General features: G+C 72.5%; 27 protein-coding genes. 15 read left to right on the top strand and 12 right to left on the bottom strand.

Annotated elements, in window-relative coordinates; translation table 11 throughout:
• Positions 1-546: 546 nt before the first annotated feature.
• Genes EBO35_RS04230 through EBO35_RS04220 form a run of 3 tightly spaced genes read right to left on the bottom strand, consistent with a single transcriptional unit; the run spans position 547 to position 3,000 of the window.
• Entirely contained in the window at positions 547-1,101 is a 555-nt protein-coding gene (locus tag EBO35_RS04230; protein WP_206422661.1) for a DUF6434 domain-containing protein, read from the bottom strand.
• 31 nt (positions 1,102-1,132) lie between these two features.
• On the bottom strand, positions 1,133-2,209 hold the full coding sequence (gene ychF / locus EBO35_RS04225) for a redox-regulated ATPase YchF (RefSeq protein WP_122816611.1): 1,077 nt from the start codon (positions 2,207-2,209) through the stop codon (positions 1,133-1,135).
• A gap of 59 nt (positions 2,210-2,268) precedes the next feature.
• Positions 2,269-3,000: a CDP-alcohol phosphatidyltransferase family protein gene (locus EBO35_RS04220; RefSeq protein WP_122816610.1), complete on the bottom strand. Its 732-nt coding sequence runs from the start codon at positions 2,998-3,000 to the stop codon at positions 2,269-2,271.
• A 110-nt stretch (positions 3,001-3,110) separates the two neighbouring features.
• On the opposite strand from EBO35_RS04220, the gene EBO35_RS04215 reads away from it, so the two are divergent.
• Positions 3,111-3,887, top strand: coding sequence for an exodeoxyribonuclease III (locus tag EBO35_RS04215; protein WP_122816609.1), 777 nt, complete (start codon positions 3,111-3,113; stop codon positions 3,885-3,887).
• A gap of 19 nt (positions 3,888-3,906) precedes the next feature.
• Here EBO35_RS04215 and EBO35_RS04210 read toward each other — a convergent pair whose 3' ends face one another.
• A complete protein-coding gene (locus tag EBO35_RS04210) occupies positions 3,907-5,469 on the bottom strand; it encodes a serine/threonine-protein kinase (RefSeq protein WP_164477800.1) in 1,563 nt (520 codons plus the stop codon).
• A gap of 148 nt (positions 5,470-5,617) precedes the next feature.
• On the opposite strand from EBO35_RS04210, the gene EBO35_RS04205 reads away from it, so the two are divergent.
• Together EBO35_RS04205 and EBO35_RS04200 are read left to right on the top strand one after the other, a co-directional pair.
• Positions 5,618-6,691 (top strand): DNA recombination protein RmuC, encoded by a 1,074-nt coding sequence (locus EBO35_RS04205; protein ID WP_122816607.1) that lies wholly within the window; start codon positions 5,618-5,620, stop codon positions 6,689-6,691.
• 12 nt (positions 6,692-6,703) lie between these two features.
• Positions 6,704-7,186 (top strand): DUF6542 domain-containing protein, encoded by a 483-nt coding sequence (locus EBO35_RS04200; protein WP_122816606.1) that lies wholly within the window; start codon positions 6,704-6,706, stop codon positions 7,184-7,186.
• On the opposite strand, the gene EBO35_RS04195 is transcribed toward EBO35_RS04200, so the two are convergent.
• Positions 7,113-7,739: an L-threonylcarbamoyladenylate synthase gene (locus EBO35_RS04195; protein ID WP_122816605.1), complete on the bottom strand. Its 627-nt coding sequence runs from the start codon at positions 7,737-7,739 to the stop codon at positions 7,113-7,115. The genes EBO35_RS04200 and EBO35_RS04195 overlap by 74 nt on opposite strands.
• Positions 7,740-7,741: 2 nt before the next feature.
• The gene (locus tag EBO35_RS04190; protein ID WP_164477799.1) at positions 7,742-8,752 is read right to left on the bottom strand and encodes a 4-hydroxy-3-methylbut-2-enyl diphosphate reductase; all 1,011 of its coding nucleotides are present in this window, start codon (positions 8,750-8,752) and stop codon (positions 7,742-7,744) included.
• Between the two features lie 45 nt (positions 8,753-8,797).
• Between EBO35_RS04190 and xseA the strand changes: the two genes are divergently transcribed.
• The gene (gene xseA / locus EBO35_RS04185; protein ID WP_122816604.1) at positions 8,798-10,054 is read left to right on the top strand and encodes an exodeoxyribonuclease VII large subunit; all 1,257 of its coding nucleotides are present in this window, start codon (positions 8,798-8,800) and stop codon (positions 10,052-10,054) included.
• Entirely contained in the window at positions 10,047-10,259 is a 213-nt protein-coding gene (locus EBO35_RS04180; protein ID WP_122816603.1) for an exodeoxyribonuclease VII small subunit, read from the top strand. The genes xseA and EBO35_RS04180 overlap by 8 nt, the downstream gene beginning before the upstream one ends.
• A 7-nt stretch (positions 10,260-10,266) precedes the next feature.
• Here the strand turns inward: EBO35_RS04180 and EBO35_RS04175 are convergent, their stop codons facing one another.
• Complete coding sequence (locus EBO35_RS04175) at positions 10,267-10,854, bottom strand: DUF4245 family protein (protein WP_122816602.1); 588 nt, start codon at positions 10,852-10,854, stop codon at positions 10,267-10,269.
• Between the two features lie 116 nt (positions 10,855-10,970).
• On the opposite strand from EBO35_RS04175, the gene EBO35_RS04170 reads away from it, so the two are divergent.
• The 10 genes from EBO35_RS04170 to EBO35_RS04125 all read left to right on the top strand — a co-directional run bounded on the left by EBO35_RS04170 (position 10,971) and on the right by EBO35_RS04125 (position 20,635).
• Positions 10,971-11,366 (top strand): TOBE domain-containing protein, encoded by a 396-nt coding sequence (locus tag EBO35_RS04170; protein WP_122819293.1) that lies wholly within the window; start codon positions 10,971-10,973, stop codon positions 11,364-11,366.
• Positions 11,363-12,112 (top strand): molybdate ABC transporter substrate-binding protein, encoded by a 750-nt coding sequence (modA, locus tag EBO35_RS04165; protein ID WP_122816601.1) that lies wholly within the window; start codon positions 11,363-11,365, stop codon positions 12,110-12,112. Before EBO35_RS04170 ends, modA begins: the two co-directional genes overlap by 4 nt.
• Positions 12,109-12,876: an ABC transporter permease gene (locus tag EBO35_RS04160; protein ID WP_122816600.1), complete on the top strand. Its 768-nt coding sequence runs from the start codon at positions 12,109-12,111 to the stop codon at positions 12,874-12,876. Before modA ends, EBO35_RS04160 begins: the two co-directional genes overlap by 4 nt.
• On the top strand, positions 12,873-13,955 hold the full coding sequence (locus tag EBO35_RS04155; RefSeq protein ID WP_241153857.1) for a sulfate/molybdate ABC transporter ATP-binding protein: 1,083 nt from the start codon (positions 12,873-12,875) through the stop codon (positions 13,953-13,955). Before EBO35_RS04160 ends, EBO35_RS04155 begins: the two co-directional genes overlap by 4 nt.
• A 35-nt stretch (positions 13,956-13,990) precedes the next feature.
• Positions 13,991-15,007 (top strand): class II fructose-bisphosphatase, encoded by a 1,017-nt coding sequence (gene glpX / locus EBO35_RS04150; protein WP_122816599.1) that lies wholly within the window; start codon positions 13,991-13,993, stop codon positions 15,005-15,007.
• A 199-nt stretch (positions 15,008-15,206) separates the two neighbouring features.
• Positions 15,207-16,157 carry an alpha/beta fold hydrolase gene (locus tag EBO35_RS04145; protein ID WP_122816598.1) on the top strand — a complete coding sequence of 317 codons (951 nt, stop codon included), beginning with the start codon at positions 15,207-15,209 and terminating at the stop codon, positions 16,155-16,157.
• 115 nt (positions 16,158-16,272) lie between these two features.
• Positions 16,273-17,628: an extracellular solute-binding protein gene (locus EBO35_RS04140; protein WP_122816597.1), complete on the top strand. Its 1,356-nt coding sequence runs from the start codon at positions 16,273-16,275 to the stop codon at positions 17,626-17,628.
• The gene (locus tag EBO35_RS04135; protein ID WP_241153856.1) at positions 17,625-18,575 is read left to right on the top strand and encodes a carbohydrate ABC transporter permease; all 951 of its coding nucleotides are present in this window, start codon (positions 17,625-17,627) and stop codon (positions 18,573-18,575) included. Before EBO35_RS04140 ends, EBO35_RS04135 begins: the two co-directional genes overlap by 4 nt.
• 1 nt (position 18,576) lies before the next feature.
• Positions 18,577-19,407 carry a carbohydrate ABC transporter permease gene (locus tag EBO35_RS04130; RefSeq protein WP_122816596.1) on the top strand — a complete coding sequence of 277 codons (831 nt, stop codon included), beginning with the start codon at positions 18,577-18,579 and terminating at the stop codon, positions 19,405-19,407.
• Between the two features lie 4 nt (positions 19,408-19,411).
• Positions 19,412-20,635 (top strand): ABC transporter ATP-binding protein, encoded by a 1,224-nt coding sequence (locus EBO35_RS04125; protein WP_122816595.1) that lies wholly within the window; start codon positions 19,412-19,414, stop codon positions 20,633-20,635.
• A 25-nt stretch (positions 20,636-20,660) separates the two neighbouring features.
• Here EBO35_RS04125 and EBO35_RS04120 read toward each other — a convergent pair whose 3' ends face one another.
• The 5 genes from EBO35_RS04120 to EBO35_RS04100 are packed head-to-tail and all read right to left on the bottom strand — an operon-like array spanning position 20,661 to position 25,294.
• Positions 20,661-21,326 carry a DUF1707 SHOCT-like domain-containing protein gene (locus EBO35_RS04120; RefSeq protein ID WP_206422660.1) on the bottom strand — a complete coding sequence of 222 codons (666 nt, stop codon included), beginning with the start codon at positions 21,324-21,326 and terminating at the stop codon, positions 20,661-20,663.
• A 35-nt stretch (positions 21,327-21,361) separates the two neighbouring features.
• Positions 21,362-22,462, bottom strand: coding sequence for an ABC transporter ATP-binding protein (locus EBO35_RS04115; RefSeq protein ID WP_122816594.1), 1,101 nt, complete (start codon positions 22,460-22,462; stop codon positions 21,362-21,364).
• A gap of 6 nt (positions 22,463-22,468) precedes the next feature.
• On the bottom strand, positions 22,469-23,266 hold the full coding sequence (locus EBO35_RS04110; RefSeq protein ID WP_122816593.1) for an ABC transporter permease: 798 nt from the start codon (positions 23,264-23,266) through the stop codon (positions 22,469-22,471).
• The gene (locus EBO35_RS04105) at positions 23,263-24,171 is read right to left on the bottom strand and encodes an ABC transporter permease (protein ID WP_241153855.1); all 909 of its coding nucleotides are present in this window, start codon (positions 24,169-24,171) and stop codon (positions 23,263-23,265) included. The genes EBO35_RS04110 and EBO35_RS04105 overlap by 4 nt, the downstream gene beginning before the upstream one ends.
• Position 24,172: 1 nt before the next feature.
• On the bottom strand, positions 24,173-25,294 hold the full coding sequence (locus EBO35_RS04100; protein ID WP_122816592.1) for an ABC transporter substrate-binding protein: 1,122 nt from the start codon (positions 25,292-25,294) through the stop codon (positions 24,173-24,175).
• Between the last annotated feature and the right edge of the window lie 41 nt (positions 25,295-25,335).

The raw sequence follows: 25,335 nt of genomic DNA, 5'->3' as shown, positions 1-25,335 counted from the left end.
GCGGAAGGACGAGGGGATCGGTGCTCTTCCAATGGCGATTTGCCCGAGGCACCGGCTGACCGCTGCGGATCGTCCATCTGGAGGGCTCATCGGATCCATCCTGGCCGACGACGCCCCGCGGTGCTTCCATGGCAACGTGGAGACCAGCCGATCTGCGCCGCTGCTGCTCGTGACCATGTCAGCCTTCCAGGCCGCCCTCGCCGCAGGCGCGCCCTGGGGACGTGTGTCGTACGGCGGGAGGTGGGAGGGCAGGCTCCCGACGCCGCTCCGGGTCACGAGCGGAGTCGCGTCCCTCGGGTACGCCGCCAGCGCGGCTGCCCTCGCCTCGCCGCGCACGTCGTCGCGCGTACGCCGACGGGTCGGCCGCGGCTGCGTGGCGGTCGGAGCCATCGGAACCGTGGTCAACGCCATGTCGCCCTCACCACCCGAGAGGCTGTGGAGCGTCTGGTCCGTCGCGCTGGCTGTGAGCTCCTGGCACGAGCTGGCCCGAAGCGGGGTGGGGACACGACCAGATGACCGGATGTCGAGGCTGACCCAGAGGCGACCTCAGATCCGTCCCCGCTCCTCCACCGGGCGAGCGCGATAGTCCCGCCAGGCGGCAAGAAGCTCCTCCCGGGGCCCGCCCGGATGGGTCTCGTGCCAGGCCCGGGTGAACCGGTTGAACTCGAACTGCTCCCCGATGCTCTGCGCGCCCTGACCTCTGGTCGCCCGCCAGTGATCCAGCGCGTCCTGCAGCGTCTGGGTGCCGTCGGTGCCGACGAAGAACGCCCGCATCTCAGCGTCGAAGTGGAACGCCGATCCCAGACGCTCGCTGAACCAGGCCCGGAGCACCTGGCTGCATCGCTGACCTCGCGGGATAACCGTCTCAGGGCCGAGGCAGCCACTCAGCTGCGCGGATCCGGAAGAGTGGCGCGGGGCCGGCTCGGCGAACTCGACCCCGTCGAGGAAGGCCACGATCCGGCGGGTGAGCAGGTCCTTGCCTCCGGTGGCCCGGACGCCCAGCTGGCGGGCGAAGCCGGCGAGCTCGTCCTTGCGCCAGTACCAGCGCTGCAGCTCGGCACCGCTGATCCCCCGATCGAGGGCGGGGCGCTCGTCGCTCACGGAACGGGTCGGTCGGCGACGCGGGTGGACCTCAGACGTTGAACCGGAACTCCACCACGTCGCCGTCGGCCATGACGTAGTCCTTGCCCTCCATGCGCACCTTGCCGGCCTCCTTGGCCTTCTGCATGGAGCCGGCCTCGACAAGGTCGTCGAAGGAGACGATCTCGGCCTTGATGAAGCCGCGCTGGAAGTCGGTGTGGATCACGCCGGCGGCCTCCGGGGCGGTGGCGCCCTTCGGGATCGTCCAGGCGCGGGTCTCCTTGGGGCCGGCGGTGAGGTAGGTCTGCAGGCCGAGGGTCTCGAAGCCGACGCGGGCGAGCACGTCCAGGCCGGGCTCGGTCACCCCCATCTCGGCGAGCATCTCGCGGGCCTCGTCCTCGTCGCCGAGCTCGACCAGCTCGGCCTCGAACTTCGCGTCCAGGAAGATCGCCTCGGCCGGGGCGACCAGCGCACGCATCCGGTCCTTGAGCTCCTCGTCGGCGAGCTCGTCGGCGTCGCAGTTGAAGACGTAGATGAACGGCTTGGCGGTCAGCAGCGACAGCTCGCGGATCAGCTCGCGGTCGACGGCGGTGGCGATGATCGGCGTGCCGGCCTCGAGGTGGGCCAGGGCCTCCTTCGCGGCGGCGAGGTTCGCCGCGAGCTCCTTCTTGCCCCGGGCCTCCTTCTCCAGCCGCGGGATCGCCTTCTCCACCGTCTGCAGGTCGGCCAGGATCAGCTCGGTCTGGATCGTGGAGATGTCGTTGGCCGGGTTGACCTCGCCGTCGACGTGGGTGACGTCCTCGTCGCGGAAGACCCGGGTGACCTGGCAGATCGCGGCGGACTCGCGGATGTGGGCGAGGAACTTGTTGCCCAGCCCCTCCCCCTGCGAGGCGCCGGCGACGATCCCGGCGATGTCCACGAACTCCACGGTCGCCGGCAGGATCTTGGCGCTGCCGAAGATCTCGGCGAGCCTCGGCAGCCGGTCGTCGGGCACGCCGACGACCCCGACGTTCGGCTCGATGGTGGCGAACGGGTAGTTCGCCGCCAGGACGTCGTTCTTCGTGAGCGCGTTGAAGAGCGTTGACTTGCCCGCGTTGGGGAGACCGACGATGCCGATGGTGAGAGCCACGGGCGGGAAGTCTACGGGCGCCCGACCCGCCTCCCGAATCCGTGCCGGAGCCGGGGCGGTCAGCCCTCGCCGGTCACCAGCGCGGCGCGCGCACCCCGGGTCCGCTGGGCCGTGCGGGCGGTCAGCCACAGGCTCTCGGCGAGGTAGACGATCGGATAGGCGAGCGAGACCACCACCAGCGCCAGCGGCGGGTCCGGGAACTGCCAGGTGATCAGGCCGAAGAGGACCAGCCAGATCGTCGCCAGGGTCATGTTCAGCCCCCACAGGGTGGCCGTGCGCGAGGGGTAGACGTACTTCACCGGCACGAAGACGAGCACCGCGAAGGCCAGCAGCACCGCGGTGGTGGTGGCGACCGACAGCTCCAGCACGATCACGTAGAACGCGACCACGTTCCAGTAGCTGGGGAAGCCGAGGAAGTAGTGGTCCTCGGTCTTCGCGTCGCTGCGGCAGAACTGGTAGCAGGACGCGAGGAGCGGGATGCAGGCCACGACGCCGCCGGCGGCGCCCCCGGGCAGGTAGCCGCAGGACCAGAGCAGCACCATCGGCGCGAAGGCGTAGGTCAGGTAGTCGACGATGTTGTCCAGCAGCGCCCCGTCGATCTCGGGCACCACCTCCTTGACCCGCAGCCGGCGGGCGAGGAAGCCGTCGGAGCCGTCCACGACCATCGCGACGAGGAAGAGCCACAGCACGGCCTCGACCCGGCCGTCGTAGGACAGGTGGACCATCAACAGGGCCAGCACGGACCCGGCGGCGGTGTACGCGTGCACCGACCAGGCGGCAAGCCTCTCCATGGGGCGCAACCCTAGGCGGTCGCCCTCGCCGGTGGGCCTGCGCCCGCCGGACGGGCGGACCCTGCGGACCCGGGGCGGCCCGACGGGCAGCGGCACCTAGGCTCTGTCGGGTGCGCATCGCCACCTGGAACGTCAACTCCCTCCGCTCCCGCATCGACCGCGTCGAGGCCTTCCTGGAGCGCCACGACGTCGACGTCCTCGCCATCCAGGAGACCAAGGCCAAGGTCGACCAGCTGCCGCTGATGGGCCTGCAGGCCCGCGGCTACGAGGTCGCGGCGGCCGGCACCAGCCAGTGGAACGGCGTGGCGATCGTCAGCCGGGTCGGCCTCGAGGACGTCCAGGTCGGCTTCGAGGGCATGCCCGGGTACGGCGACCCGGTGGCCGCGGAGGCCCGGGCGATCGGCGCGACCTGCGCCGGCGTACGCATCTGGAGCCTGTACGTGCCGAACGGCCGGAAGCCCGACGACCCGCACTACGTCTACAAGCTGGACTGGCTGGCCCGGCTGCGCGAGGCCGCGCTGGACTGGCGCGACGGGGAGACCGCCCTGGTCGGCGACTGGAACATCGCCCCGCTCGACGAGGACGTCTTCGACATCAAGCAGTTCGCCAAGTCGACACACGTGACCGCCCCGGAGCGGGCGGCGTTCCAGGCATTCCTCGACGACGGGTACGTCGAGGTGGTCCGGCCGCACACGCCGGGCCCGGAGGTCTACACCTACTGGGACTACTACCGCCAGCGCTATGAGCGCAACCGCGGGCTGCGCATCGACTTCGTGCTCGCCTCCGCGAGCCTCGCGTCCCGGGTGACCCACGCCTTCATCGACCGCGAGGAGCGAGCCGGCACCGGAGCCTCGGACCACGCCCCGGTCGTCGTCGACCTGGCCTGACCCGCCGCGAGGCGGCGGCTCAGCCCACCACCTCGTCGTCGACGATCAGGTAGCCGTCGCCGCTGCGCTCGACCTCGATCCGGCGCACCTCCTGCTCGCCGCCGTCGTAGGTCAGCGTCACCTCGACCGCGCCGGCGCCGCCCGGCGCGGTGTCGTCCACGCTGACCGAGTCGATCGTGGCCCAGAAGCCGGCGTAGTCCTCGTAGCTGCCGACCGTCTCCTGCACCCCGGGCCCGAGCAGCGCCCAGGCGCTCTCGGTGTTCGCCGGCAGCAGCGAGTAGTAGTCGGCCACGAAGCCCTGCGGCCCACCGCGCCCGGAGCCGGCCGGCGCGGCCTGGGTCGAGTCGGGGGTCGCCTCCGGGGCGGGCGTCCCGCTGCCGCCCTCCCCGCCGTCCTCCTCGCCCGAGGGCGGGGACGGCGACCGCCGGTCCGACGGGGAGGCCCCGGCCGAGCGCTCGGGGGCGCCCGCCGACGGGCCCGGCCCGTCGTCGTCCGCCAGCGGGCCGGTGAGCAGCGCCAGGCCGCCGACCACGACCACGGCCAGCGCGGCGACGAGGGCGGCGAGCAGGACCGGGCCGCGGCGGCGTACGCCGGGCTCGGCGGGAGCCGGACCGGAGCCCGATGCCGGTGCGGGGGCCGGCGCGGAGGCCGGTGCGGGGGCCGATGAGGGGGCCGGTGCGGGCGCGGGGACCGGGGCCGGTACCGGCGTCTCCGTCGTGTCGGCGGGAAGCACGCTGGTGTCCGGCTCGGTGTCGGCGGCCCCGCCGTCGGCCCTGGCGACCCCGTCGGCGATCGCGTGCAGCTGGCGCGCGACCTCGGCCATCGAGGGCCGGGCGTCCGCGTCGGGGTTCATGGTCCGGCGCACCACCGTCGCGAGCGGCCCGCCCGCCCGGGGCACCGGCGCCGGCTGGTTCGCGATCTGCACCAGCATCGCCAGCGAGTTCGTCTGCTCCGGCCACGGCTGACGGCCCTCGAGCCCGGCGAAGATCGTCGCGCCGAGGGCCCAGACGTCGTCCTGCGGCGTGGGGTCGCCACCGCGGGCCAGCTGCGGGGAGAAGTAGAGGGGGGTCCCCGACAGCATGCCGGTCTGGGTCAGCTGCTGGTCGCCCATCGTGCGGGCGATGCCGAAGTCGGAGATCTTCGCGGTGTCGTCGTCGGCCACCAGGATGTTGCCCGGCTTGACGTCGCGGTGGATCGTGCCGCGCGCGTGGGCCGCGGCGAGGCCGTCGGCCACCTGGGCCATGATCCGGGCCAGCCGCGCGGGCGGCAGCGCCCCGTCCTCGGCGATCACCTGCGAGAGGTTGCGCGAGGGCACGTGCTCCATCACCAGCCAGACGTGGTCACCGTCCTCGACCGCGTCGAACATCGACACGACGTTCGGGTGGTTCAGCGCGGCCGAGGACCGCGCCTCGCGCAGCGCGCGGGCGACGTGCATGCTCGACTCCCCCGGCAGCCCGCCGACCTGCTTGACCGCCACCTCCCGGTCCAGGCGCTCGTCGTGGCACAGCCACACACTGCCCATCCCGCCGCGGCCGATCTCGCGCAGCACGTGGTAGCGACGAGCGATGGTCTGGGGCGGCATGAGGTCCTCACTGTGACCGACTGGGGGCGACTGCGTCCTACCAACTACCCCGCCTGCGCCCGGGTCACGCGTCCGGGCGCTCCGGACGGTCCCGCCCCGCAGCCCTTGAGCCCGCAGCACTGTCGGCGCCGCGGTCCATGCTGTGGCCATGGACACGACGACGCTCCTCGCCCTGGTCCTCACCCTGGCGGTCGGGCTGGCCCTGGGCGCGCTGGTGGGGGTGCTGTGGGCCCGCAGCCGTCCGACGTACGTCGAGGGCGTCGGGCAGGGCATGGTCGACCAGGCCGAGGTGATGCAGGGGCTGGACCGGCTCAGCGACCAGGTGCACGCCCTCGAGCACGCCCGGGCCACCTGGCAGGGCCAGCTCGCCGCCCAGGTCGACGACATGCGCCACACCACCGACACCCTGCGCCAGGAGACCCGCTCGCTGTCCACCGCGCTGCGCAAGCCCCAGGTCCGCGGCCGCTGGGGCGAGATGCACCTGCGCCGGGCCGTCGAGCTCGCCGGGCTGGTCGACCGCTGCGACTTCAGCGAGCAGGTCCGCCTCGACGACGGCGCCCGGCGCCCGGACCTGGTGGTCCGCCTGGTCGGCGGCCGGCAGGTCGTCGTCGACGCCAAGGTCCCCCTCGACGCCTACCTCGACGCGACCGGCGCCGGGGACGACGCCGAGCGCGACCACCACCTCGCCCGGCACGCCCGCCAGCTGCGCACCCACATCGACGGGCTCTCGTCGAAGGCCTACTGGCGCTCGCTGCCGCAGACCCCGGAGTTCGTCGTCCTCTTCGTGCCGGCGGAGTCGTTCCTGGCCGCCGCGCTGGAGGCCGACGGCGGCCTGCTCGAGTACGCCGCCGCGCGCGAGGTCGTGCTGGCCAGCCCCACCACGCTGATCGCGCTGCTGCGCACGGTCGCCCAGGGCTGGACCCATGAGGCGCTCGCCGAGCAGGCCCGCGAGGTGCACCGGCTCGGCCGGGAGCTGCACACCCGGCTCGGGCACCTGACCGGCCACCTGGACTCGGTCGGCCGCTCGCTGAACGCCGCTGTCGGCCACTACAACTCCGCGGTGGGCTCCCTGGAGTCCCGGGTGCTGGTCGCGGCCCGGCGCTTCCAGGACCTGGCGGTGACCGAGGCCGAGCTGCCCGCCCCGCGGGCCGTCGAGCTGCACGCCGTGGACCGGCGCGTCGCCTCGGACGGACCGGAGCGGGACTCTACGGTGGCGCTGTAGAGGAGGTGGGCGGTGAGCCAGGGCCGCACTCTGTGGGAGCAGGGCCATGAGCCCGGCCGCGGTGTCGTCGCGCTCGCGCTCGCCCTCGGGCTCAGCGCCGCGGTCCTCGACGTCTGGCTCGGCGGCGACCTCGGCTGGCTCTTCGACCTCGCGTTCGTGGCCGCGAGCATCGCCGCGGCGCTGCTGGTGCGGGTCTCGGACTTCTTCACGGTCGGCGTGCTGCCACCGCTGGTGATGGTCACGGTCTTCGTGCTGCTCGCCGCCACGACCCCCGGCGCGATCGCGCACCCGCAGGACGGGGCCGTGCAGGCGGTGGTCTCCGGGCTCTCCCACCACAGCCTCGCGCTGCTGGTCGGCTACGCCCTGTGCCTGGGCTGCCTGGCGATCCGGCACCGGGTGCTGGTCCAGGGGCGCCCGCTGATCACGCCTCGAAGCGCTCCGGGTCGCCCGCGCCCCGACGCAGCACCTCCGGGGAGCCCTCCGACCAGTCGATGACGGTGGTCGGCTCCGCCGGGGTCTCCCCGGCCTCGATGACGACGTCGACGTCGTGGTCGAGGTCCTCCTTGATCTCCCAGCCCAGCGTGCGCGGCTCGGTCTCGCCGGGGAGGATCAGGGTGCTGGACAGGATCGGCTCGCCGAGCTCGGCCAGCAGCGCCTGCACGACCGGGTGGTCCGGGATCCGCACACCCACCGTCTTCTTCTTCGGGTGCAGCAGCCGGCGCGGCACCTCCGGCGTGCCCGGCAGGATGAACGTGTAGGGACCCGGCGTCGCCGCCTTGATCGCCCGGAACGCCGCGTTGTCGACCTTCACCAGCTGTCCGAGCTGGGCGAAGTCCCGGCACACCAGCGTGAAGTGGTGGCGCTCGTCGAGGCCGCGGATGCGCAGGATCCGGTCGCGCCCGTCCCGGTTGCCGACCCGGCAGCCCAGCGCGTAGCCGGAGTCGGTGGGGTAGGCGATCAGCGCGTCCTGGTCGCGCATCACCGCGACGATCTTGCCGACCAGGCGCGGCTGGGGGTTGTCGGGGTGCAGGTCGACGTAGCGGGCCACGATCAGGCCTTCGCTGCCGCCGCAGCCGCCTTGAGGTCGCGACGCAGCTGGGTGGGGAGCGCGAAGATCAGCGACTCCTCGGCGCTGTGCACGGCCTTGGCGTCGGGGTAGCCGCGCTCGGCGAGGAACGCCAGCACCCCGTCGACCAGCGACTCGGGGACGCTCGCGCCGCTGGTGACGCTGACGGTGCGGACCCCCTCGAGCCAGGCCTCGTCGATCTCGCTGGCGTCGTCGACGCGGTAAGAGGCCTTCGCCCCGGCCTCGAGGGCGACCTCGACCAGGCGCACGGAGTTCGAGGAGTTGCCGGACCCGACCACGATGACCAGGTCGGCGTCCGGGGAGATCTCCTTGACCGCGAGCTGGCGGTTCTGCGTGGCGTAGCAGATGTCGTCGCTGGGCGGGTCGAGCAGCTCGGGGAAGCGCTCGCGGATCGCGGCGACGGTCTCGAGCGTCTCGTCGACCGACAGCGTGGTCTGCGAGAGCCAGGCGACCCGGGACGGGTCGCGGACCACGATCTTGTCGACGTCCTCGGGCCCCTGCACGAGCTGGATGTGCTCGGGGGCCTCCCCAGCGGTGCCCTCGACCTCCTCGTGCCCGGCGTGGCCGATCAGCAGGATGTCGTAGTCGTCGGCGGCGAACCGCTTGGCCTCGTGGTGGACCTTGGTGACCAGCGGGCAGGTCGCGTCGATGCTCCGCAGGCCACGCTGCCCGGCCTCCTCGTGCACGGCGGGCGAGACGCCGTGGGCGGAGAAGACGACCGTCTGGCCCTCCGGGACCTCGTCGAGCTCCTCGACGAAGATGGCGCCGCGGGACTCCAGGTCGCGCACGACGTGCTTGTTGTGGACGATCTGCTTGCGGACGTAGACCGGCGCGCCGTACAGGTCCAGCGCCTGCTCGACCGTGACGACCGCCCGGTCGACGCCGGCGCAATAGCCCCGGGGAGCCGCCAGGAGGACTGCCTTCTCGGCCTCCTCGGGGCTCAGGACCGGCGGCATGCCCACGTGGGTACTCATGCCTCCAGTCTAGGGATGTCGGGCCCGTGCCCTAATCTCGCGGCCATGGCCATGGAGACCTCGCCGAGCTCGCCGGCTCCCGTGCGCCAGATCGCGAACGCGATCGCGGGCTGGATCGACAGGCTCGGCGCCGTCTGGGTGGAGGGACAGGTCGCCCAGGTCAGCCGCCGCCCGGGGCTGAACACCGTGTTCCTGACCCTGCGCGACACCGTCGCCGACATCTCGGTCCCGGTCACCTGCTCGCGGGTGCTCTTCGACGGCCTCAACCCGCCGCTGGTCGAGGGCGCCAGCGTCGTCGTGCACGCCAAGCCCTCCTACTACGCCAACCGCGGCACGATGTCGCTGTTCGCCCGCGAGATCCGGATGGTCGGCCTCGGCGAGCTCCTCGCCCAGCTCGAGCGGCGCCGGCAGCTGCTGGCCGCCGAGGGCCTGTTCGCCGCCGAGCTCAAGCGGCCGCTGCCGTTCCTGCCCGGGGCCGTGGGGCTGGTCACCGCGCCGAACTCCGCCGCGGAGCGCGACGTCCTGGAGAACGCCCGGCGCCGGTGGCCAGCGGTGCGCTTCGAGGTCGCGTACGCCGCGATGCAGGGGACGCGCTCGGCCGCCGAGGTGATCGAGGCCGTGGAGCGCCTGGACCGGCACCCGGACGTCGACGTCATCGTCGTCGCCCGCGGCGGCGGCGCCGTGGAGGACCTGCTGCCGTTCTCCGACGAGGCGCTGATCCGCGCGGTCGCCCGGGTCCGCACCCCGGTCGTCTCCGCGATCGGCCACGAGCCGGACAGCCCGCTGCTGGACCTGGTCGCCGACGTGCGCGCCTCCACGCCCACCGACGCCGCCAAGCTGGTCGTCCCCGACGTGGTCGAGGAACTGCGCGGCGTCGTGTGGGCCCGCGACCGGATCCGCGCCACCACCCGCGCGATGCTGGAGCGCGAGCAGTCCGGACTCGACGCGCTGCGCTCCCGGCCGGTGCTCGCCGACCCCCGCCATCTCCTCGACGTACGCCGTGACGAGGTGCTCGCGCTGCGGGGCCGGGCCCGGCGTACCCTCTCCCACGCGCTGGACCGGGCGGCCGACGACGTCGGCCACCAGCGCGCCCGGGCCCGGGCGCTGTCCCCGCTGGCGACGCTGCAGCGCGGCTACGCCGTGCTCCAGGACGCCGAGGGGCACGTGGTCACCTCGGTGGCCCAGGTCGCCGCCGGGGCCGCGATCAGCGTCCGGGTGGCCGACGGCCGCGTGCACGCCACCACGACCGAGACCGAGCCCCTGACCGAACCCCACACTGAACCGGGAGACACCGATGGCTGACCGCGGGGCCGACCCGAAGCCCTCCTACGAGGAGGCCCGCGAGGAGCTCGTCGAGGTGGTCCGCCGCCTCGAGGCGGGCGGCACCACCCTGGAGCAGTCGCTCGCCCTGTGGGAGCGCGGCGAGCAGCTCGCCACGCTGTGCCAGGAGTGGCTCGACGGCGCCCGCAAGCGCCTGGACGAGGCGCTCGACACCCCCGACGACTGAGCGGCGCTCAGCGCACGGGTGCGGTCGTGAGCTCCTCGATGAGCTCCTCGAGGTCCGCCTGCGATGCGGAGCCGAAGACCAGCACGGTCTCCTCGCCCAGCTCGGCCGCGTAGGCGTGGTCGCCGCCCTCGTCGGCGTACCCCTCCCACCGCGGCGCCACCGAGCCGGTCACGGTGATCGGCTCGGTCTCGGTGGTCTCCTCGTCGACGTAGACGTCGAGCAGCTGGACCAGCGACTCCTCCTGCTGGCGCAGGCCCGCGAAGGTGCCGTCGTCGGTCAGGATGCCCATCCCCCAGCCGGGGCGGTCGCCCGGCGTGTAGGTGATCGAGGTGACCACCCAGCCCTTCGGCAGGCTCGCGGGATAGACGACTGTCCGTCCGGCCCGCTGCTGGTCGGCGACCGCGCCGAGGTACTCGACCGGCTCCACCTCGAACTCCGGGTTGTCGCGGGTGACCTCCCGGAACACCACGAACCCGGCGACGGCGAGCAGCAGCACGACCATCGCCCCGATCAGGCCGCGGATCGAGGTCTGGTACCGCCCCGGTCGTCCGGCTCCGCCCGCGGGTGCGCTGCCTCCGGTGCCCTGGTCGCTCACGCCTCCATCCTCACAGGTCCGCCCGCGCGAGCCACGTCCGGGTGGACAGAAGGGCGGGATCGGCAGATGCGGGCCCAGAGGCCCGATCCGGCCGCAGATGCGGCATAGTGACGGCGGTGACGACGTACCGGATCTCGGAGGCTGCCGACCTGATCGGCGTCAGCGACGACACCCTGCGCCGATGGGCGGAGGCGGGCCGGGTGCCGACCAGCACCCTCGGCGGCCGGACGGTGGTCGCGGGCCGGGACCTGGCCGAGCTGGCCGAGTCCCTCGCGCGCCATCCCGACCGCGAGCAGAGCCGCGCCGCCTCGGTCAGCGCCCGCAACCGGCTGGAGGGCATCGTGACCCGGGTCGTCAAGGACACCGTGATGGCGCAGGTCGAGCTGATCTGCGGCCCCTACCGGCTGGTCTCGCTGATGAGCACCGAGGCCGCCGAGGAGCTCGGCCTGGAGCCCGGCGTCCGCGCCATCGCCTCGGTGAAGTCCACCAACGTCGTGGTCGAGCGACCATGAGGTCCCGGGGCGCCCTGGGGGCGGCGGCCCTGCTGCTGGCGCTGACCGGCTGCTCCGGCGACGCCGAGGCGCCCACGCTGCGGGTGTACGCCGCGGCGTCGCTGGCCGCCACCTTCGAGGAGATCGCGACGCTCTTCGAGGCCGACCATGACGGCGTCGAGGTCGAACTGGTGCTCGGCGGGTCCTCCGACCTGGCCGCCCAGATCGGCGAGGGCGCCCCCGCGGACGTGTTCGCCGCTGCCGACGAGCCGACGATGGGGACGCTGGTCGAGGAGGACCTGGCCACGGGCACGCCGGAGGTGTTCGCCACCAACGCCCTCGAGATCGCCGTGCCGCCCGGCAACCCGGCCGACGTCCGCTCGGTCGCGGACCTCGCCCGTCCCGGCCTGCGCCTGGTGCTCTGCGCCCCCGAGGTGCCCTGCGGCGCGGCTGCGGCCCGGGCCGCCCGCGCCGCCGGCGTCGCCCTGGAGCCGGTGAGCGAGGAGCAGTCGGTGAGCGACGTGCTCGGCAAGGTGCGCTCCGGCGAGGCCGACGCCGGCCTGGTCTACGTCACCGATGTCCTCGCCGCGGGAGGCGCCGTGGCCGGGGTCGACGTGCCGGCGCCGGGCGCGGCAGCGAACCGCTACCCGATCGTCCCGGTCGCCGGGTCCGCCGAGCCCGACCTGGCCGCCGCCTTCCGCGACCTCGTCCTGGGACCGGAGGGCCAGCGGGTGCTGCGGGCCGCCGGGTTCGCCCCCGCGCCATGAGCCTGCCCCGCTGGCTGTTCGTCCCCGCCGCGCTCGGTGCCGCGTTCGTGCTGCTCCCGCTCGTGGCGATCCTCGCGCGAGTGCCGTGGGCGGACTTCCCGACGCTGATCACCTCCGAGTCCTCCCGGGCCGCCCTGGGCCTGAGCCTGCGCACCTCCGCGACCAGCACGGTGCTCTGCGTGCTGCTGGGGGTCCCGATGGCCACGGTGCTGGCCCGGACCCGGTTCCGCGGCCAGGGGCTGCTGCGCTCGCTGGTGCTGCTGCCGCTGGTGCTGCCGCCGGTGGTCGGCGGCATCGCGCTGCTCTACACCTTCGGACGGCGCGGGCTGCTCGGCGAGCACCTGGAGGTGCTCGGCATCCAGGTCGCGTTCTCGACCACGGCGGTCGTGCTCGCCCAGACGTTCGTCGCGCTGCCGTTCCTCGTCGTCAGCCTGGAGGGCGCGCTGCGCACCGCCGGTCAGCGCTACGAGGTGGTCGCGGCCTCGCTGGGCGCCGGCCCGACGACCGTCTTCCGACGGATCACGCTGCCGCTGGTGCTGCCAGGGCTGCTCTCGGGGACCGTGCTGGCGTTCGCGCGCTCGCTGGGCGAGTTCGGGGCGACGATCACCTTCGCCGGCAGTCTCGAGGGCGTGACCCGCACGCTGCCGCTGGAGATCTACCTGCTGCGCGAGACCGACGTGGACGGCGCCGTGGCGCTCTCGCTGGTGCTGGTGGTCGTCGCCGTGCTCGTCATCGGGCTGGCCCGCCAGGGGCGGGCCCAGTGACCGGCCCGACGACGAGTCCGCCCGGCCCCGTCGCCGGCCCCGGGTCCGGCCTGGCGGCGCGGGTGGTCGTCCCCGACCGCGGCGTCGACATCGACCTGCGGGTGGCGCCCGGCGAGACCGTGGCACTCCTGGGGCCCAACGGCGCCGGCAAGTCCACGGTCCTGGAGACGGTCGCCGGCGTGCTGCGGCCCGACGGCGGCCGGGTGGCGCTCGACGGCCGCGAGCTCGCCGGCCGCGCCTGGGTGCCGGCCCACGATCGCCAGGTGGCGATGCTCGCCCAGGACCCCCTGCTGTTTCCCCACCTCACGGTCCTGGACAACGTGGCGTTCGGCCCTCGCAGCGCGGGCGTACGCCGCGGGACGGCACGCGAGCGGGCGCGGCACTGGCTGGCCGAGGTCGACGCCGACGCCCTGGCCGATCGCCGGCCGGGCGAGCTCTCCGGCGGCCAGGCCCAGCGGGTCGCGGTCGCCCGGGCCCTGGCCGCCATGCCGCGGCTGCTGCTGCTCGACGAGCCGATGGCCGCGCTCGACGTCGGCGCGACACCGGCCCTGCGCCAGATGCTGCGCCGGGTGCTGGCCGAGCGGACCGTGCTGCTGGTGACCCACGACGTCCTCGACACGCTGCTCCTGGCCGACCGGGTGGTCGTGGTCGAGGGCGGCCGGGTGGTCGAGGAGGGGCCCACCGCCGAGGTGCTCCGGCGCCCGCGCAGCGCCTTCGCCGCCCGGATCGCGGGGCTGAACATGGTCACGGGCCGCTGGGACGACGGGGTGCGCTCGCCCGACGGCCTGCACGTGCACGGCATGGTCGCGGGACCCCCGCCCGGCCCCGGCCAGGAGGCGGTCGCCGTCTTCGCTCCGCACGCGGTCGCGGTCTTCGCCACCGCGCCCGGCGGCAGCCCCCGCAACAGCCTGCCGGTCGTCGTCACGGACCTGCAGCCGCTCGGCGACCGGGTCCGGGTCCGCGCCGGCGACCTCGCCGCCGACGTGACCGCCCACGCGGTCGCCGATCTCGACCTGGTCCCTGGCCGGGCCGTGACCTTCAGCGTCAAGGCCACCGAAGTCTCGGTGTACCGGACCTGATCGGCGGGCCCCGCACGGACCGATAGGGTTCGGGCATGCCCGAGGACCTGAGCACCGACCCCCAGACGCCCGATCGCAACCTGGCCCTCGAGCTGGTACGCGTCACCGAGGCAGCCGCGATGGCCGCCGGCCGCTGGGTCGGCCGCGGGGACAAGAACGGCGCCGACGGCGTCGCTGTCAACGCGATGCGGGTGATGATCTCCACCATCGGCATGGACGGCGTGGTCGTCATCGGCGAGGGCGAGAAGGACAACGCCCCGATGCTCTACAACGGCGAGCACGTCGGCGACGGAACCGGCCCGGAGTGCGACGTCGCGGTCGACCCGATCGACGGCACCACGCTGACCGCCAAGGGGATGACCAACGCCGTCTCGGTGCTGGCCGTGGCCCCGCGCGGCTCGATGTACGACCCCTCCTCGGTCTTCTACATGGAGAAGCTGGTCACCGGCCCGGAGGCGGCCGACGTCGTCGACATCCGGCTCCCCGTGGCCGAGAACATCGCCCGGGTCGCCAAGGCCAAGGGCTCCAACGCCTCCGACGTCACCGTGATGGTGCTCGACCGGCCCCGGCACGCCGACCTGGTCGAGGAGATCCGCGCGACCGGCGCGATGATCAAGTTCATCTCCGACGGCGACGTCGCCGGCGCGATCATGGCCGCGCGCCCGGAGACCGGCATCGACCTGCTGCTCGGCGTCGGCGGCACCCCCGAGGGCATCATCACCGCCTGCGCGATGAAGTGCCTCGGCGGCACCATCCAGGGCCGGCTGTGGCCGCAGGGCGACGAGGAGCGGCAGCGGGCGCTGGACGCCGGCCTGGACCTCGACCCCGACAAGGTGCTCACCACCGACGAGCTGGTCACCGGCGACGACTGCTTCTTCGTCGCCACCGGCATCACCGACGGCGAGCTGCTCCGCGGGGTGCGCTACCGCGCGGGTGGGGCCACCACGCACTCGCTGGTGATGCGCTCGCGCAGCGGCACGATCCGCTCGATCACCTCCGAGCACAAGCTGGAGAAGCTGCGGGCGTTCTCGGCCATCGACTTCGACCACTGAGGCCGGAGGCCGGTTCTGGCACTGAGGCCGGAGGCCGGTTCTGGCACTGAGGCCGGAGGCCGGTTCTGGCACTGAGGCCGGAGGCCGGTTCTGGCACTGAGGCCGGAGGCCGGTTCTGGCACTGAGGCCGGAGGCCGGTTCTGGCACTGAGGCCGGAGGCCGGTCTTGCACGCCGAACCGCGCGCGGCACACTGACCCCATGAGCTCCGTGACCCCCGGGACGACCGGATCCACCGTGCCCGACGAGCCGGACGCCCGGGTCCCGGAGTCCGGCGAGCTGTTCGCCCCCGTGGGACCCGGGGTCGAGCTGTGCTACCAGACCTTCGGCGACCCCGACGGCGACCCGCTGCTGCTGGTGATGGGTCTCGGGGGCCCGATGACCTGGTGGCCGACGTCGCTGTGCCGGCTGCTGGCGGAGCAGGGTTTCTTCGTGATCCGCTTCGACAACCGCGACACCGGGCGCTCGAGCCGCCTCACCGGCCGGGTCACCCGCTCGATGGTGGTGCGGGCCTTCCTGGGCCGCCCGGTGCGCGCGCCGTACACGCTCGACGACCTGGCGGCCGACGCGTTCGGGCTGCTGGACCACCTGGGCCTGCCGGCCGCGCACGTCTTCGGCGTCTCGATGGGCGGCATGATCGTCCAGACCATGGCGATCACCGCCCCGGAGCGGGTCCGGTCGATGACGACCATGATGTCCACGACCGGCAAGCGCACGGTCGGCTGGCAGCACCCGGCGCTGTTCCCGATGCTCCTGGCGCCCCGCGGCACCGAGCGCGAGGTGTACGTCGAGGCCAGCGTGCGCGGCAGCAGCCGGATCGGGTCGCCGGGCTACCCCGAGCCCGAGGAGTCGGCGCGGCGGCGGGCCGAGGAGACCTTCGACCGCGGCCTGAACCCCGCCGGCGTGCTGCGCCAGATGCTCGCGATCCTGACCCAGCCGGACCGCAGCGCCCGGCTCCGCTCGCTGCGGATGCCGGTCCTGGTCGTGCACGGACTCGCGGACAAGATGGTGCACGTCTCCGGCGGCCGGGCGACCTCCCGGTCGGTGCCGGGGTCCGAGCTCCTGCTCGTCCACGGGCTCGGGCACGACCTCCCCACCGAGCTCCACGAGACCCTCGCGCGGGCCGTACGCCGGACCGCAGACCGGACCTGAGGCACCCCGCTGCGGGTTGTGACGTTTCCCGCACGGACCCGTCGGTTATGGACAAATAGCCACAAGGGGACTAGACCCATGTGACGGGAGCCACAGGAACGGGGAGGGTCGCATCATGCATCTGTCTGCTCGACCACAGCGACGGGGACGCCGACGGGCCAGGCTCCGCAAGGGGCTCGCGACCGCAGCGACGCTGACCCTCGGCTCCGCGCTGCTGGCCGCCTGCTCGGAGGCCTCGGCCACCCCGACCCTGAACTGGTACATCAACCCCGACGGTGTCGACACCCTCACCGCGCTCGCCGCGGAGTGCAGCACCGACGACTACAACATCGAGGTGCAGCTGCTGCCCTCCAGCGCCACCGACCAGCGCACCCAGCTGGCCCGGCGGCTCGCCGCGGAGGACTCCTCGACCGACCTGATGAGCCTCGACCCGGTCTTCGTGCCGGAGTTCGCGAACGCCGGCTGGCTGGTCGAGGTGCCCGAGGAGGTCGCCTCGGAGCTCGCCGACGGCGGGGACGTCCTCGCGGGTCCCCTCGACACCGTGACCTGGGAGGACAAGATCTACGCGATCCCCCAGTGGGCCAACACCCAGGTGCTCTGGTACCGCAAGTCCCTCGCCGAGGCGGCCGGGCTCGACATGACGCAGCCGGTGACCTGGGAGCAGATCATCGACGCGGCGGCCGACAACAACGGCACCGTCGGCGTCCAGGCCAACCGCTACGAGGGCTACACGGTGTGGCTCAACGCGATGATCCTCGGCGCCGGCGGTGACGTCGTCAGCGACACCGAGGCCGGCAAGGACGCCAGCGTCGACATCGACTCCGAGGCCGGCCGGAAGGCCGCCGAGATCGTCGAGAAGCTGGTCGACTCCCCCGCCGCCCAGAGCGACCTCACGGTCGCCAACGAGGGCACCGTCCTCGGGCAGATGTTCCCGCCGGACCCGGAGGCTCCCGGCGGGGCCGGGGAGTTCATGGTCAACTGGACGTTCGTCTACAAGAACTACGAGCCGAATCCCGACGCCAACGACTTCACCGAGGAGCAGTTCAGCGACCTCGGCTGGGCGCGCTACCCGCGGACCGTGGAGGACACCCCGTCCGCGCCGCCGCTCGGCGGCATCGACATCGGGGTCGGCGCCTACAGCGAGCACCCCGAGTTCGCGATGGAGGCCGCGCAGTGCGTGACCACGGCCGAGGCGCAGACCCAGCTCGCGGTCACCGACGGGCTGATGCCCTCGCGGGCCTCGGCGTACGACGCGCCGGAGCTGACCGAGGCCTATCCGGCCGACCTGCTCGACCTGTTCCAGACCAGCGTCGACGAGGGCGGCCCCCGCCCCAAGAGCGCCTACTACTCGCTGATCTCGAGCGCGATCCAGGCACGGTGGCACTCGCCGATGTCGGTCGACCCCGAGTCCACACCCGAGGAGTCCGCGAAGTACCTCAAGGACGTGCTCGAAGGGAAGGCCCTGCTGTGACCACCAGCTACGTCGCCACCGCCGGAGAGGACACCTCGACCCCGAGCGGGAAGCCGCCCACCAGCGATCGCAGCCGCGCGGAGGCGCGGCTCGGGCAGAAGCTGGTCGCTCCGGCGATCATCCTGATGCTGCTGGTCACGGCGTTCCCGATGCTCCGGGCGATCTACCTCTCGACGTTCAACTACTCGCTGACCGCCCCCGACGACCGGGAGTTCATCGGGCTCAACAACTACATCACCGCGCTGACCGATCCGCTGTTCTGGCAGACCACCGGGATCACCGTGCTCTACATGGTGGTCACGGTCGCGGTCGAGCTGGTCATTGGCTTCGGCTTCGCGATGGTGATGCACCGCATCATCTTCGCCCGCGGCGTCATCCGGACCTCGATCCTGATCCCCTACGGCATCATCACGGTCGTCTCCGGCTTCGCCTGGCAGTTCGCGTTCAGCTACCAGAACGGCTTCGTCAACGACTGGCTGCCGTTCATCGACTCCACGTTCAACTGGTTCGGGGAGACCACGCCGGCCGTGATCGCGATCATGGTCTCCGAGATCTGGAAGACCACGCCGTTCATGTCGTTGCTCCTGCTCGCCGGACTGGCGCAGGTCTCGGAGGACATGATCGAGGCCGCGAAGGTCGACGGGGCCACCTGGTGGCAGCGGCTGTGGAAGGTGATCCTGCCCAACATGCGGGCAGCGATCATGGTCGCGGTGCTGTTCCGGGCCCTGGACGCCTACCGGATCTTCGACAACATCTTCGTGATGACCGCCGGCGCCCAGAAGACCGAGTCGATCAGCTTCCTGACCTACCGGCAGACGATCGAGCAGTTCCAGCTCGGGATCGGCTCGGCGCTGTCGGTGCTGCTGTTCATCTCGGTGGTGCTGATCGCGTTCTTGATCGTGAAGCTGTTCCGAGTCGACCTGGCCCAGGCCAGGCAGGAGGGTTGAGATGAGGAAGCTCGGAACGGTCCTGGGCTGTGCGCTGATCCTGGTCTGGTGCCTGCTGCCGGTCGCCTGGATCATCTCGCTGTCCTTCAAGTCCCAGTCCGCGATCACCAACGGCAGCCCCGGGTTCCTGCCGGCCGAGGGCGCGAACGCCGGCTGGCAGAACTACATCGATGTGTGGAACAACGAGCAGTTCCGCCGGGCGATCATCAACTCGATCGGCATCTCGCTGATCGCGACGCTGCTCTCGGTCATGATCGCCACGCTCGCGGCGTACGCGATCGCGCGCCTGGAGTTCAAGGGCAAGAAGCTGGTGCTCACGATGGCGCTGGTCATCGCGATGTTCCCGGTGGTCTCGCTGGTGGGGCCGCTGTTCGACATGTGGCGCGCCTTCGGCCTCTACGACACCTGGCCGGGCCTGATCATCCCCTACATGTCCTTCACGCTTCCGCTGGCGATCTGGACCCTCTCGGCGTTCTTCCGGGAGATCCCCTGGGAGATGGAGCAGGCGGCCCAGGTCGACGGCGCCACGTCCTGGCAGGCCTTCCGGCGGGTCATCGTCCCGCTGGCCGCCCCCGGCGTCTTCACCGCCGCGATCCTGACGTTCTTCTTCGCCTGGAACGACTTCGTCTTCGGGATCTCGCTGACCTCCACCGAGGCGGCACGACCGATCCCGGCGTCACTGTCGTTCTTCGTGGGGACCGACCCGTTCAACCGGCCCGCCTCGCTGCTGGCCGCGGGAGCCGTCGTCGCGACGATCCCGATCGTGCTCATCGTCCTGATTTTCCAGCGCAAGATCGTCGCCGGGCTCACCTCCGGCGCTGTGAAGGGGTGACCCCATGGCTGCCATCAGCATGAAGAACATCGTCAAGAAGTACGGCGACGGCTTCCCGGCCGTCAACGACGTCTCGATCGACGTCGCCGACGGGGAGTTCGTCATCCTCGTCGGGCCCTCGGGCTGCGGGAAGTCGACACTGCTGCGGATGATCGTCGGCCTGGAGGACATCACCTCCGGCGACATGATCATCGGGGACCGCAAGGTCAACGACCTCGCACCGCGCGACCGCAACCTCGCCATGGTGTTCCAGAACTACGCGCTCTACCCGCACCTGACCGTGTACGAGAACATCGCCTTCCCGCTGCGCCTGGCCGGGGTGAGCAGCGACGAGATCGACCGCAAGGTCCGGGAGGCCTCGGCGACGCTGGAGCTCGACGAGCACCTCGACCGCAAGCCCGGCAACCTCTCCGGCGGTCAGCGCCAGCGGGTGGCGATGGGCCGCGCGATCGTGCGCGAGGCCGACGCGTTCCTCTTCGACGAGCCGCTGTCGAACCTCGACGCGAAGCTGCGCGGCCAGATGCGCACCGAGATCTCCCGGCTGCAGAAGAAGCTCGGCATCACCACTGTCTACGTCACCCACGACCAGACCGAGGCGATGACCCTGGGCGACCGGGTGGCGGTGCTCAAGCGTGGCGTGCTCCAGCAGCTGGCCTCGCCGCGGGAGCTCTACGAGAACCCCGGCAACCTCTTCGTCGCGGGGTTCATCGGCTCCCCGCCGATGAACTTCCTGCCCGCCGAGGTCGACGGCAACACCGTCAAGCTGCCCTTCGGCGCGGTCCAGATCCCGGAGGAGAAGGCCCGGCGGGCGGCCGGCAAGGGGCTGCTGATGGCGGGGCTGCGGCCCGAGCACTTCGAGGACGCCTCGGTCACCGGCCGCAACGACCCCAACTCGACCTTCCGCGCGAAGGTCGACGTGGTGGAGTGGCTCGGCAACGAGACCTACGCCTACGTCCCGTTCGAGGCGCCCCCGCAGGTCGAGGAGCAGCTGCGTCAGCTCGAGCGTGACCTCGACGGCGAGTCGCTGCGCACCCAGCTGGTGATCTCCCTCGACGGCGCCAGCCGGGTCCGCGAGGGCGAGGAGGCCGAGATCTGGGTCGACGCCGCGAAGATGCACCTCTTCGACCCGTCGACGGGCGAGAACCTCACCGTGGACCGCGAGCACGCCGGCGAGATCCCGGGCCTGGCGATGGCGGCTGCCGCCGAGCAGCCCGCTGCCGCCGGCTGACCTCCCGGACCAGCGTCAGGACAGATCAGGACGGTGCCCGGCCGAGGCGTTTGCGCCCCTGGCCGGGCATCGGCTTGCGCACGACGGTCACGGCGCCCATCAGCGCCATCCCGCGCACCCGCACCAGCGGGGAGTCCGGGCCGATCTCGGGATCGACCTTGGCGCGGCCCTCCTCGAAGGCGCCCATGATGCCGATGCCCTCGACCTGGACCCGGGTGCGGGCGTTGACGATGATGTCGATCCCGCCCATGACGACGTTGGCGTTGATCACGACCTCGGGGCTGCTGAACACGGCCTCGCGCAGATCCACGTCGATGCCGCCCATCAGCGTGAACGCCGTGTGCACCGGCGGGACCACCCACACGCCCTTGCGGTCCTGCCCGCCCATGATGGCCAGGCTGCTCGTGTGGCGCGGCAGGTGATCGATCGGCCCCGGATAGGCGGGAGTGCCGGCCCGACGTACGACGGGGGCCGCCTGCGGGAGCGGCGAGGCACCGGGCAGGTCCGCGAGGAGCGGCACCAGGTCGGCGTAGACCTTGGCGGCGTACGTCGCCTCGAGTCGCTCCTCGAGCTCGTCCACGTCCAGGCGACCCTCGCCCGCGGCCTCGCGCAGCACCTCGGCCACCGCGTGCCGGTCGGTGTCGGAGACGCGCAGCCGCATCGGGTCGGCGGGGTCGAGGGGTCCCTCCATGCCACCAACCCTAGACGGGTCGGACTCCCGCGCGCTCACGCCTCTGCGGCGACGACGAGCACCGGGGTCGGCGTCACCGCGACCCGGACCCGCTGCCCCGGGGCGAGCTGCTCGCCGAGGCTGCTGCGCACCTGGGCGACCAGCGAGATGCCGTCGGGCATCGTGACCGTGACCCGGGAGAGCGCCCCGAGGAAGGAGACCGACACGACGCTGCCGCTGCCGGCGGGGTCCGGCTCCACGACCAGCGACTCCGGGCGCACCAGCGCGTGGCCGGCGCCGCTCGCCGATCCGGCCAGCACGGGCAGGTCGGTGTCGAGCACCCGGGCGGTACCGCCCTGCACGCGCGTCGGCATCCGGTTGGAAAGACCCACGAACTGGCCGACGAACGCGGTGGCCGGGGCGTCGTAGAGCGCGGCCGGCGTCGCGATCTGCTCCAGGCGGCCGGCGTTCATCACACCGACCCGGTCGGCGACGGCCAGCGCCTCCTCCTGGTCGTGGGTGACGAAGAGCGTCGTGGTCCCGACGTCGAGCTGGACGCGACGGATCTCCTCGCGCAGCAGCACCCGCACCTTGGCGTCCAGCGCCGAGAGCGGCTCGTCGAGCAGCAGCACCGCCGGCTCGATGGCGAGCGCCCGAGCCAGCGCGACCCGCTGCTGCTGGCCGCCGGAGAGCTGGGTGGCGTAGCGGTCGTGGTGCTCCCCCAGCCCCACCAGGTCCAGCATGTCGCCGGCCCGGTTGCGGCGCTCCTTGCGGGAGCGGCCCCGCAGCTTCAGCCCGAAGGCGACGTTCTCCAGCACGGTCAGGTGCGGGAAGAGGCTGTAGGCCTGGAAGACCATCCCCATGTCCCGCTTGTTGGCGGGGACGCCGGAGACGTCGCGACCGCCCACCCGCACGGTGCCGGCGTCCTGCCCCTCGAGCCCGGCCACGATCCGCAGGGCAGTGGTCTTGCCGCACCCGGAGGGCCCGAGCAGCGCGACCAGCTCGCCGGGCTCGATGCGCAGGTCGAGCCCGTCGAGCGCGCGGACCTGCCCGTAGTGGCGCTGCAGCCCCTCGAGCTCGACGGCGACACCGCCCGCTCCGCCCGTGGAGGCGGGCTGGGTTGCGACGTCGGAAGATCCGGCGCGGGGGTCGGACATGGGTGGTTACCTCCGGGTGGGGCGACGGCGGTCGAACGCCGACAGGACGAGGAGCAGGGCGGCGGCCAGGAGCAGGGAGCCGAGGGACGCGGCCATCGACAGCGGCGCGTCGCTCTTGCTGAGCAGCACGATCACGACCGGCAGCGTGTTGTAGTTCATCAGCGACGCGACAGTGAACTCGCCGAGCACCAGCGCCACCGAGATGAACGCCGCGTTCAGCACGCCGCCGCGGATGTTGGGCAACACGACGCGCACGATCACGGTGAACCACCCGGCCCCGAGCGAGCGGGCCGCCTCGGCGATCGTCGTGGTGTCGATCGCCGAGAGCGCGGTGTCCAGTGCCCGGTAGGCGTAGGGCAGCACCAGCACGACGTAGACGAAGGTCAGCGTGAGGGCGGAGTCGCCGAGGAAGTAGTCGACCCACGAGTAGACGTTGCGCAGGCCGACCACCACGACCAGGGCCGGGATCGTGAGCGGCAGCAGGCAGAGGAACTCCACCATCCGGGAGGCCCGCGGCACCCGCAGGCGCACCCAGACCATCGTCGGCACCAGCAGCACCACCATCCCGACCACCGTCAGGCCGGCCAGCAGCAGCGAGGTGGTGATCGCGTCGGTGAGTGTCGGGTCCTGCACCAGGCCGGCCCAGGCGTCCCCGGTGCGCTCCTCGGTGCCGGGGACCGTCGTGCTGAAGTCCAGCAGCGCCAGCAGCGGCAGGAAGAAGAACACAGCGAAGACCAGGAGCAGCAGCACCCGGGTCGCCGACCACACCCGCGCGCCGCCCCGGGTTCCGGGAGGCCGGGTCATCCCAGCCACCGGGAGGTACGCCGCAGCAGCCACGCGTAGAGCGACATGACGACAGCGACCACGACCACCATCTCCAGCGCGAGCGCGTAGGCGAAGTTGGCCTGGCCGAGCACGATCTCGCTGGTGAGCGCCGCCCGGATCAGCAGCGGCGTGATCGGGGAGCCCTGGCTGACCAGGGCCGCGGCGGTGGCGTAGGCCGCGAAGGCGTTGGCGAACAGCAGCAGCGCCGACCCCAGGAAGGCGGGGCGCAGCAGCGGGAACGCCACCTGGGTCCAGTACTGCCAGGTGCTGGCCCCCAGGCCCACCGCTGCCTCGCGCCACTGCGGGCGCAGGCCCTCCAGCGCGGGCAGGAAGACGATCACCATCAGCGGGATCTGGAAGTAGGTGTAGACCAGGATCAGGCCGGGCAGCTCGTAGAGCCAGCCGGACCCGGTCGCGTCCAGGCCGAACGCGTCGGCCAGCAGGTCGGTCAGCAGCCCGCCGAAGCCGAGCGTGGCCATCCAGGCGAAGGCGAGCGTGACGCCGCCGAACTGGGCGAGCACGCCGCAGACGGCGGTGGCCACCCGGCGCAGCAGGCTGGTCGGGGGCGCGGCCAGGATCAGGTAGGCCAGCACCGCGCCGAGCACCGCGCCGATCGCCGCGGAGCTCAGCGAGAGCAGCAGGCTCTGGCGCAGCGCCCGCATCGGCGTCTCCTCGAAGAGCGCCGAGACCCGGTCCAGCGAGAACCCTCCGGCGTCGTCCTGGAAGGCCCCCACGACCACGGTGACCGTGGGCACGACCAGGAAGATCGTGAGGAACCCCAGGAACGGGACCAGCCCGACGGCCGGACCGATGCGTAGGCGCCGGCCCGGCCGCGACGGCGGCTGGGCGGTCGCGGGGACCGCCAGCGGCGCGGTGGTGGTCACGTCAGCCGACGGCCTTCGCCCAGTTCTTCGACAGGTACGCCGCCATCGACTCGGTCTGCTCGTTGGTCGGGATGACCGGCTTGCCGGTGACCGCCGGGAGCGCCGCGTAGAGCTCCTCGTCGATGGTGCCGGCCTCGGCCATCTCCTCGGCCCGGACCGGGCGGGCGCCGCCCGCGAGCCAGAGGTTCTGGCCCTCGTCGCTGTAGAGGAACTCCTGCCACAGCCGCGCGGCGGCCGGGTGCGGAGCGTCGGCGTTGATCGCCTGGAAGTAGTAGCCGGCGATCGGCGCCTCCTCGGGGACGTAGACCTCCCAGTCGTCGAGCTTCTCGGACTCGGCGGCGTTGAGGTAGTCCCAGTCGATGACGACAGGGGTCTGCCCGGAGGCGATCGTGGCGGGGGTCGGGTCGACCGGGATGAAGTTGCCGGCCTTCTTGAGCTTGGCGAAGAACTCCACCCCGGGGGCGATGTCGTCGGCCGAGCCGCCGTTGGCGACCGAGGCCATCACGACGCCGCTGAATGCCGCGCCGGCCTGGGTCGGGTCGCCGTTGAGGGCGACCTTGCCCTTGAACTCCGGGGCGAGCAGGTCGTCGAGGGAGGAGATCGCGGGGACCTTGCTCGCGTCGTACCCGACCGACATGTAGCCGCCGTAGTCGTTGACCCAGGCGCCGTCGGCGTCCTTGAACTCCTCGGGGATCGTGTCCCAGGTCTCGACCTGGTACTCGGCGAACTTGTCGGTGTTGGCCAGCGCCACCGACTGCCCGAGGTCGAAGACGTCCGGCGCCCGGTCGGTGCCCTTGAGCTGCTCGGCCGCGTTGATCTCGTCCTGGCTCGCCGCGTCGGGCTGGGCGGAGTTGACCTTGATGTCGTACTTCTCCGAGAACGTCTTGATGACCTCGCCGTAGTTGGCCCAGTCCGGCGGCAGGGCGATCACGTTGAGCTCGCCCTCCTCCTGCGCGGCCTCGACCAGGCCGTCCAGGTCGCCGAAGTCCTCGACCGAGGTGGCCGTGGCGGCCTCGCCCTTGCCCCCGGCGCTGTCGTCGTCGTCCTCGGGGGCGGCGCAGGCGGCGAACGAGGCCACCGTAGCGAGGGCGGTGAGCGACACGAGCGTGCGACGGATCTTCACTCAGACCTCCAGGGGCTGGGATAGGTGGACCAGGGTGCAAC

This window comes from Nocardioides pantholopis (assembly GCF_003710085.1).
Taxonomy (GTDB): domain Bacteria; phylum Actinomycetota; class Actinomycetes; order Propionibacteriales; family Nocardioidaceae; genus Nocardioides; species Nocardioides pantholopis.
Note: the sequence above shows the minus strand (reverse complement) of the source record. Positions and strands in the feature narration are given on the sequence as shown.

Coding starts and splice junctions, on each gene's coding strand:
- EBO35_RS04220 (WP_122816610.1), bottom strand. CDS start 3,000: ATGGAGAGGCTTGCCGCCTGGTCGGTGCACGCGTACACCGCCGCCGGG.
- EBO35_RS04210 (WP_164477800.1), bottom strand. CDS start 5,469: ATGCCGCCCCAGACCATCGCTCGTCGCTACCACGTGCTGCGCGAGATC.
- EBO35_RS04205 (WP_122816607.1), top strand. CDS start 5,618: ATGGACACGACGACGCTCCTCGCCCTGGTCCTCACCCTGGCGGTCGGG.
- EBO35_RS04190 (WP_164477799.1), bottom strand. CDS start 8,752: ATGAGTACCCACGTGGGCATGCCGCCGGTCCTGAGCCCCGAGGAGGCC.
- xseA (WP_122816604.1), top strand. CDS start 8,798: ATGGCCATGGAGACCTCGCCGAGCTCGCCGGCTCCCGTGCGCCAGATC.
- EBO35_RS04180 (WP_122816603.1), top strand. CDS start 10,047: ATGGCTGACCGCGGGGCCGACCCGAAGCCCTCCTACGAGGAGGCCCGC.
- modA (WP_122816601.1), top strand. CDS start 11,363: ATGAGGTCCCGGGGCGCCCTGGGGGCGGCGGCCCTGCTGCTGGCGCTG.
- EBO35_RS04160 (WP_122816600.1), top strand. CDS start 12,109: ATGAGCCTGCCCCGCTGGCTGTTCGTCCCCGCCGCGCTCGGTGCCGCG.
- glpX (WP_122816599.1), top strand. CDS start 13,991: ATGCCCGAGGACCTGAGCACCGACCCCCAGACGCCCGATCGCAACCTG.
- EBO35_RS04145 (WP_122816598.1), top strand. CDS start 15,207: ATGAGCTCCGTGACCCCCGGGACGACCGGATCCACCGTGCCCGACGAG.
- EBO35_RS04140 (WP_122816597.1), top strand. CDS start 16,273: ATGCATCTGTCTGCTCGACCACAGCGACGGGGACGCCGACGGGCCAGG.
- EBO35_RS04130 (WP_122816596.1), top strand. CDS start 18,577: ATGAGGAAGCTCGGAACGGTCCTGGGCTGTGCGCTGATCCTGGTCTGG.
- EBO35_RS04125 (WP_122816595.1), top strand. CDS start 19,412: ATGGCTGCCATCAGCATGAAGAACATCGTCAAGAAGTACGGCGACGGC.
- EBO35_RS04120 (WP_206422660.1), bottom strand. CDS start 21,326: ATGGAGGGACCCCTCGACCCCGCCGACCCGATGCGGCTGCGCGTCTCC.
- EBO35_RS04115 (WP_122816594.1), bottom strand. CDS start 22,462: ATGTCCGACCCCCGCGCCGGATCTTCCGACGTCGCAACCCAGCCCGCC.
- EBO35_RS04110 (WP_122816593.1), bottom strand. CDS start 23,266: ATGACCCGGCCTCCCGGAACCCGGGGCGGCGCGCGGGTGTGGTCGGCG.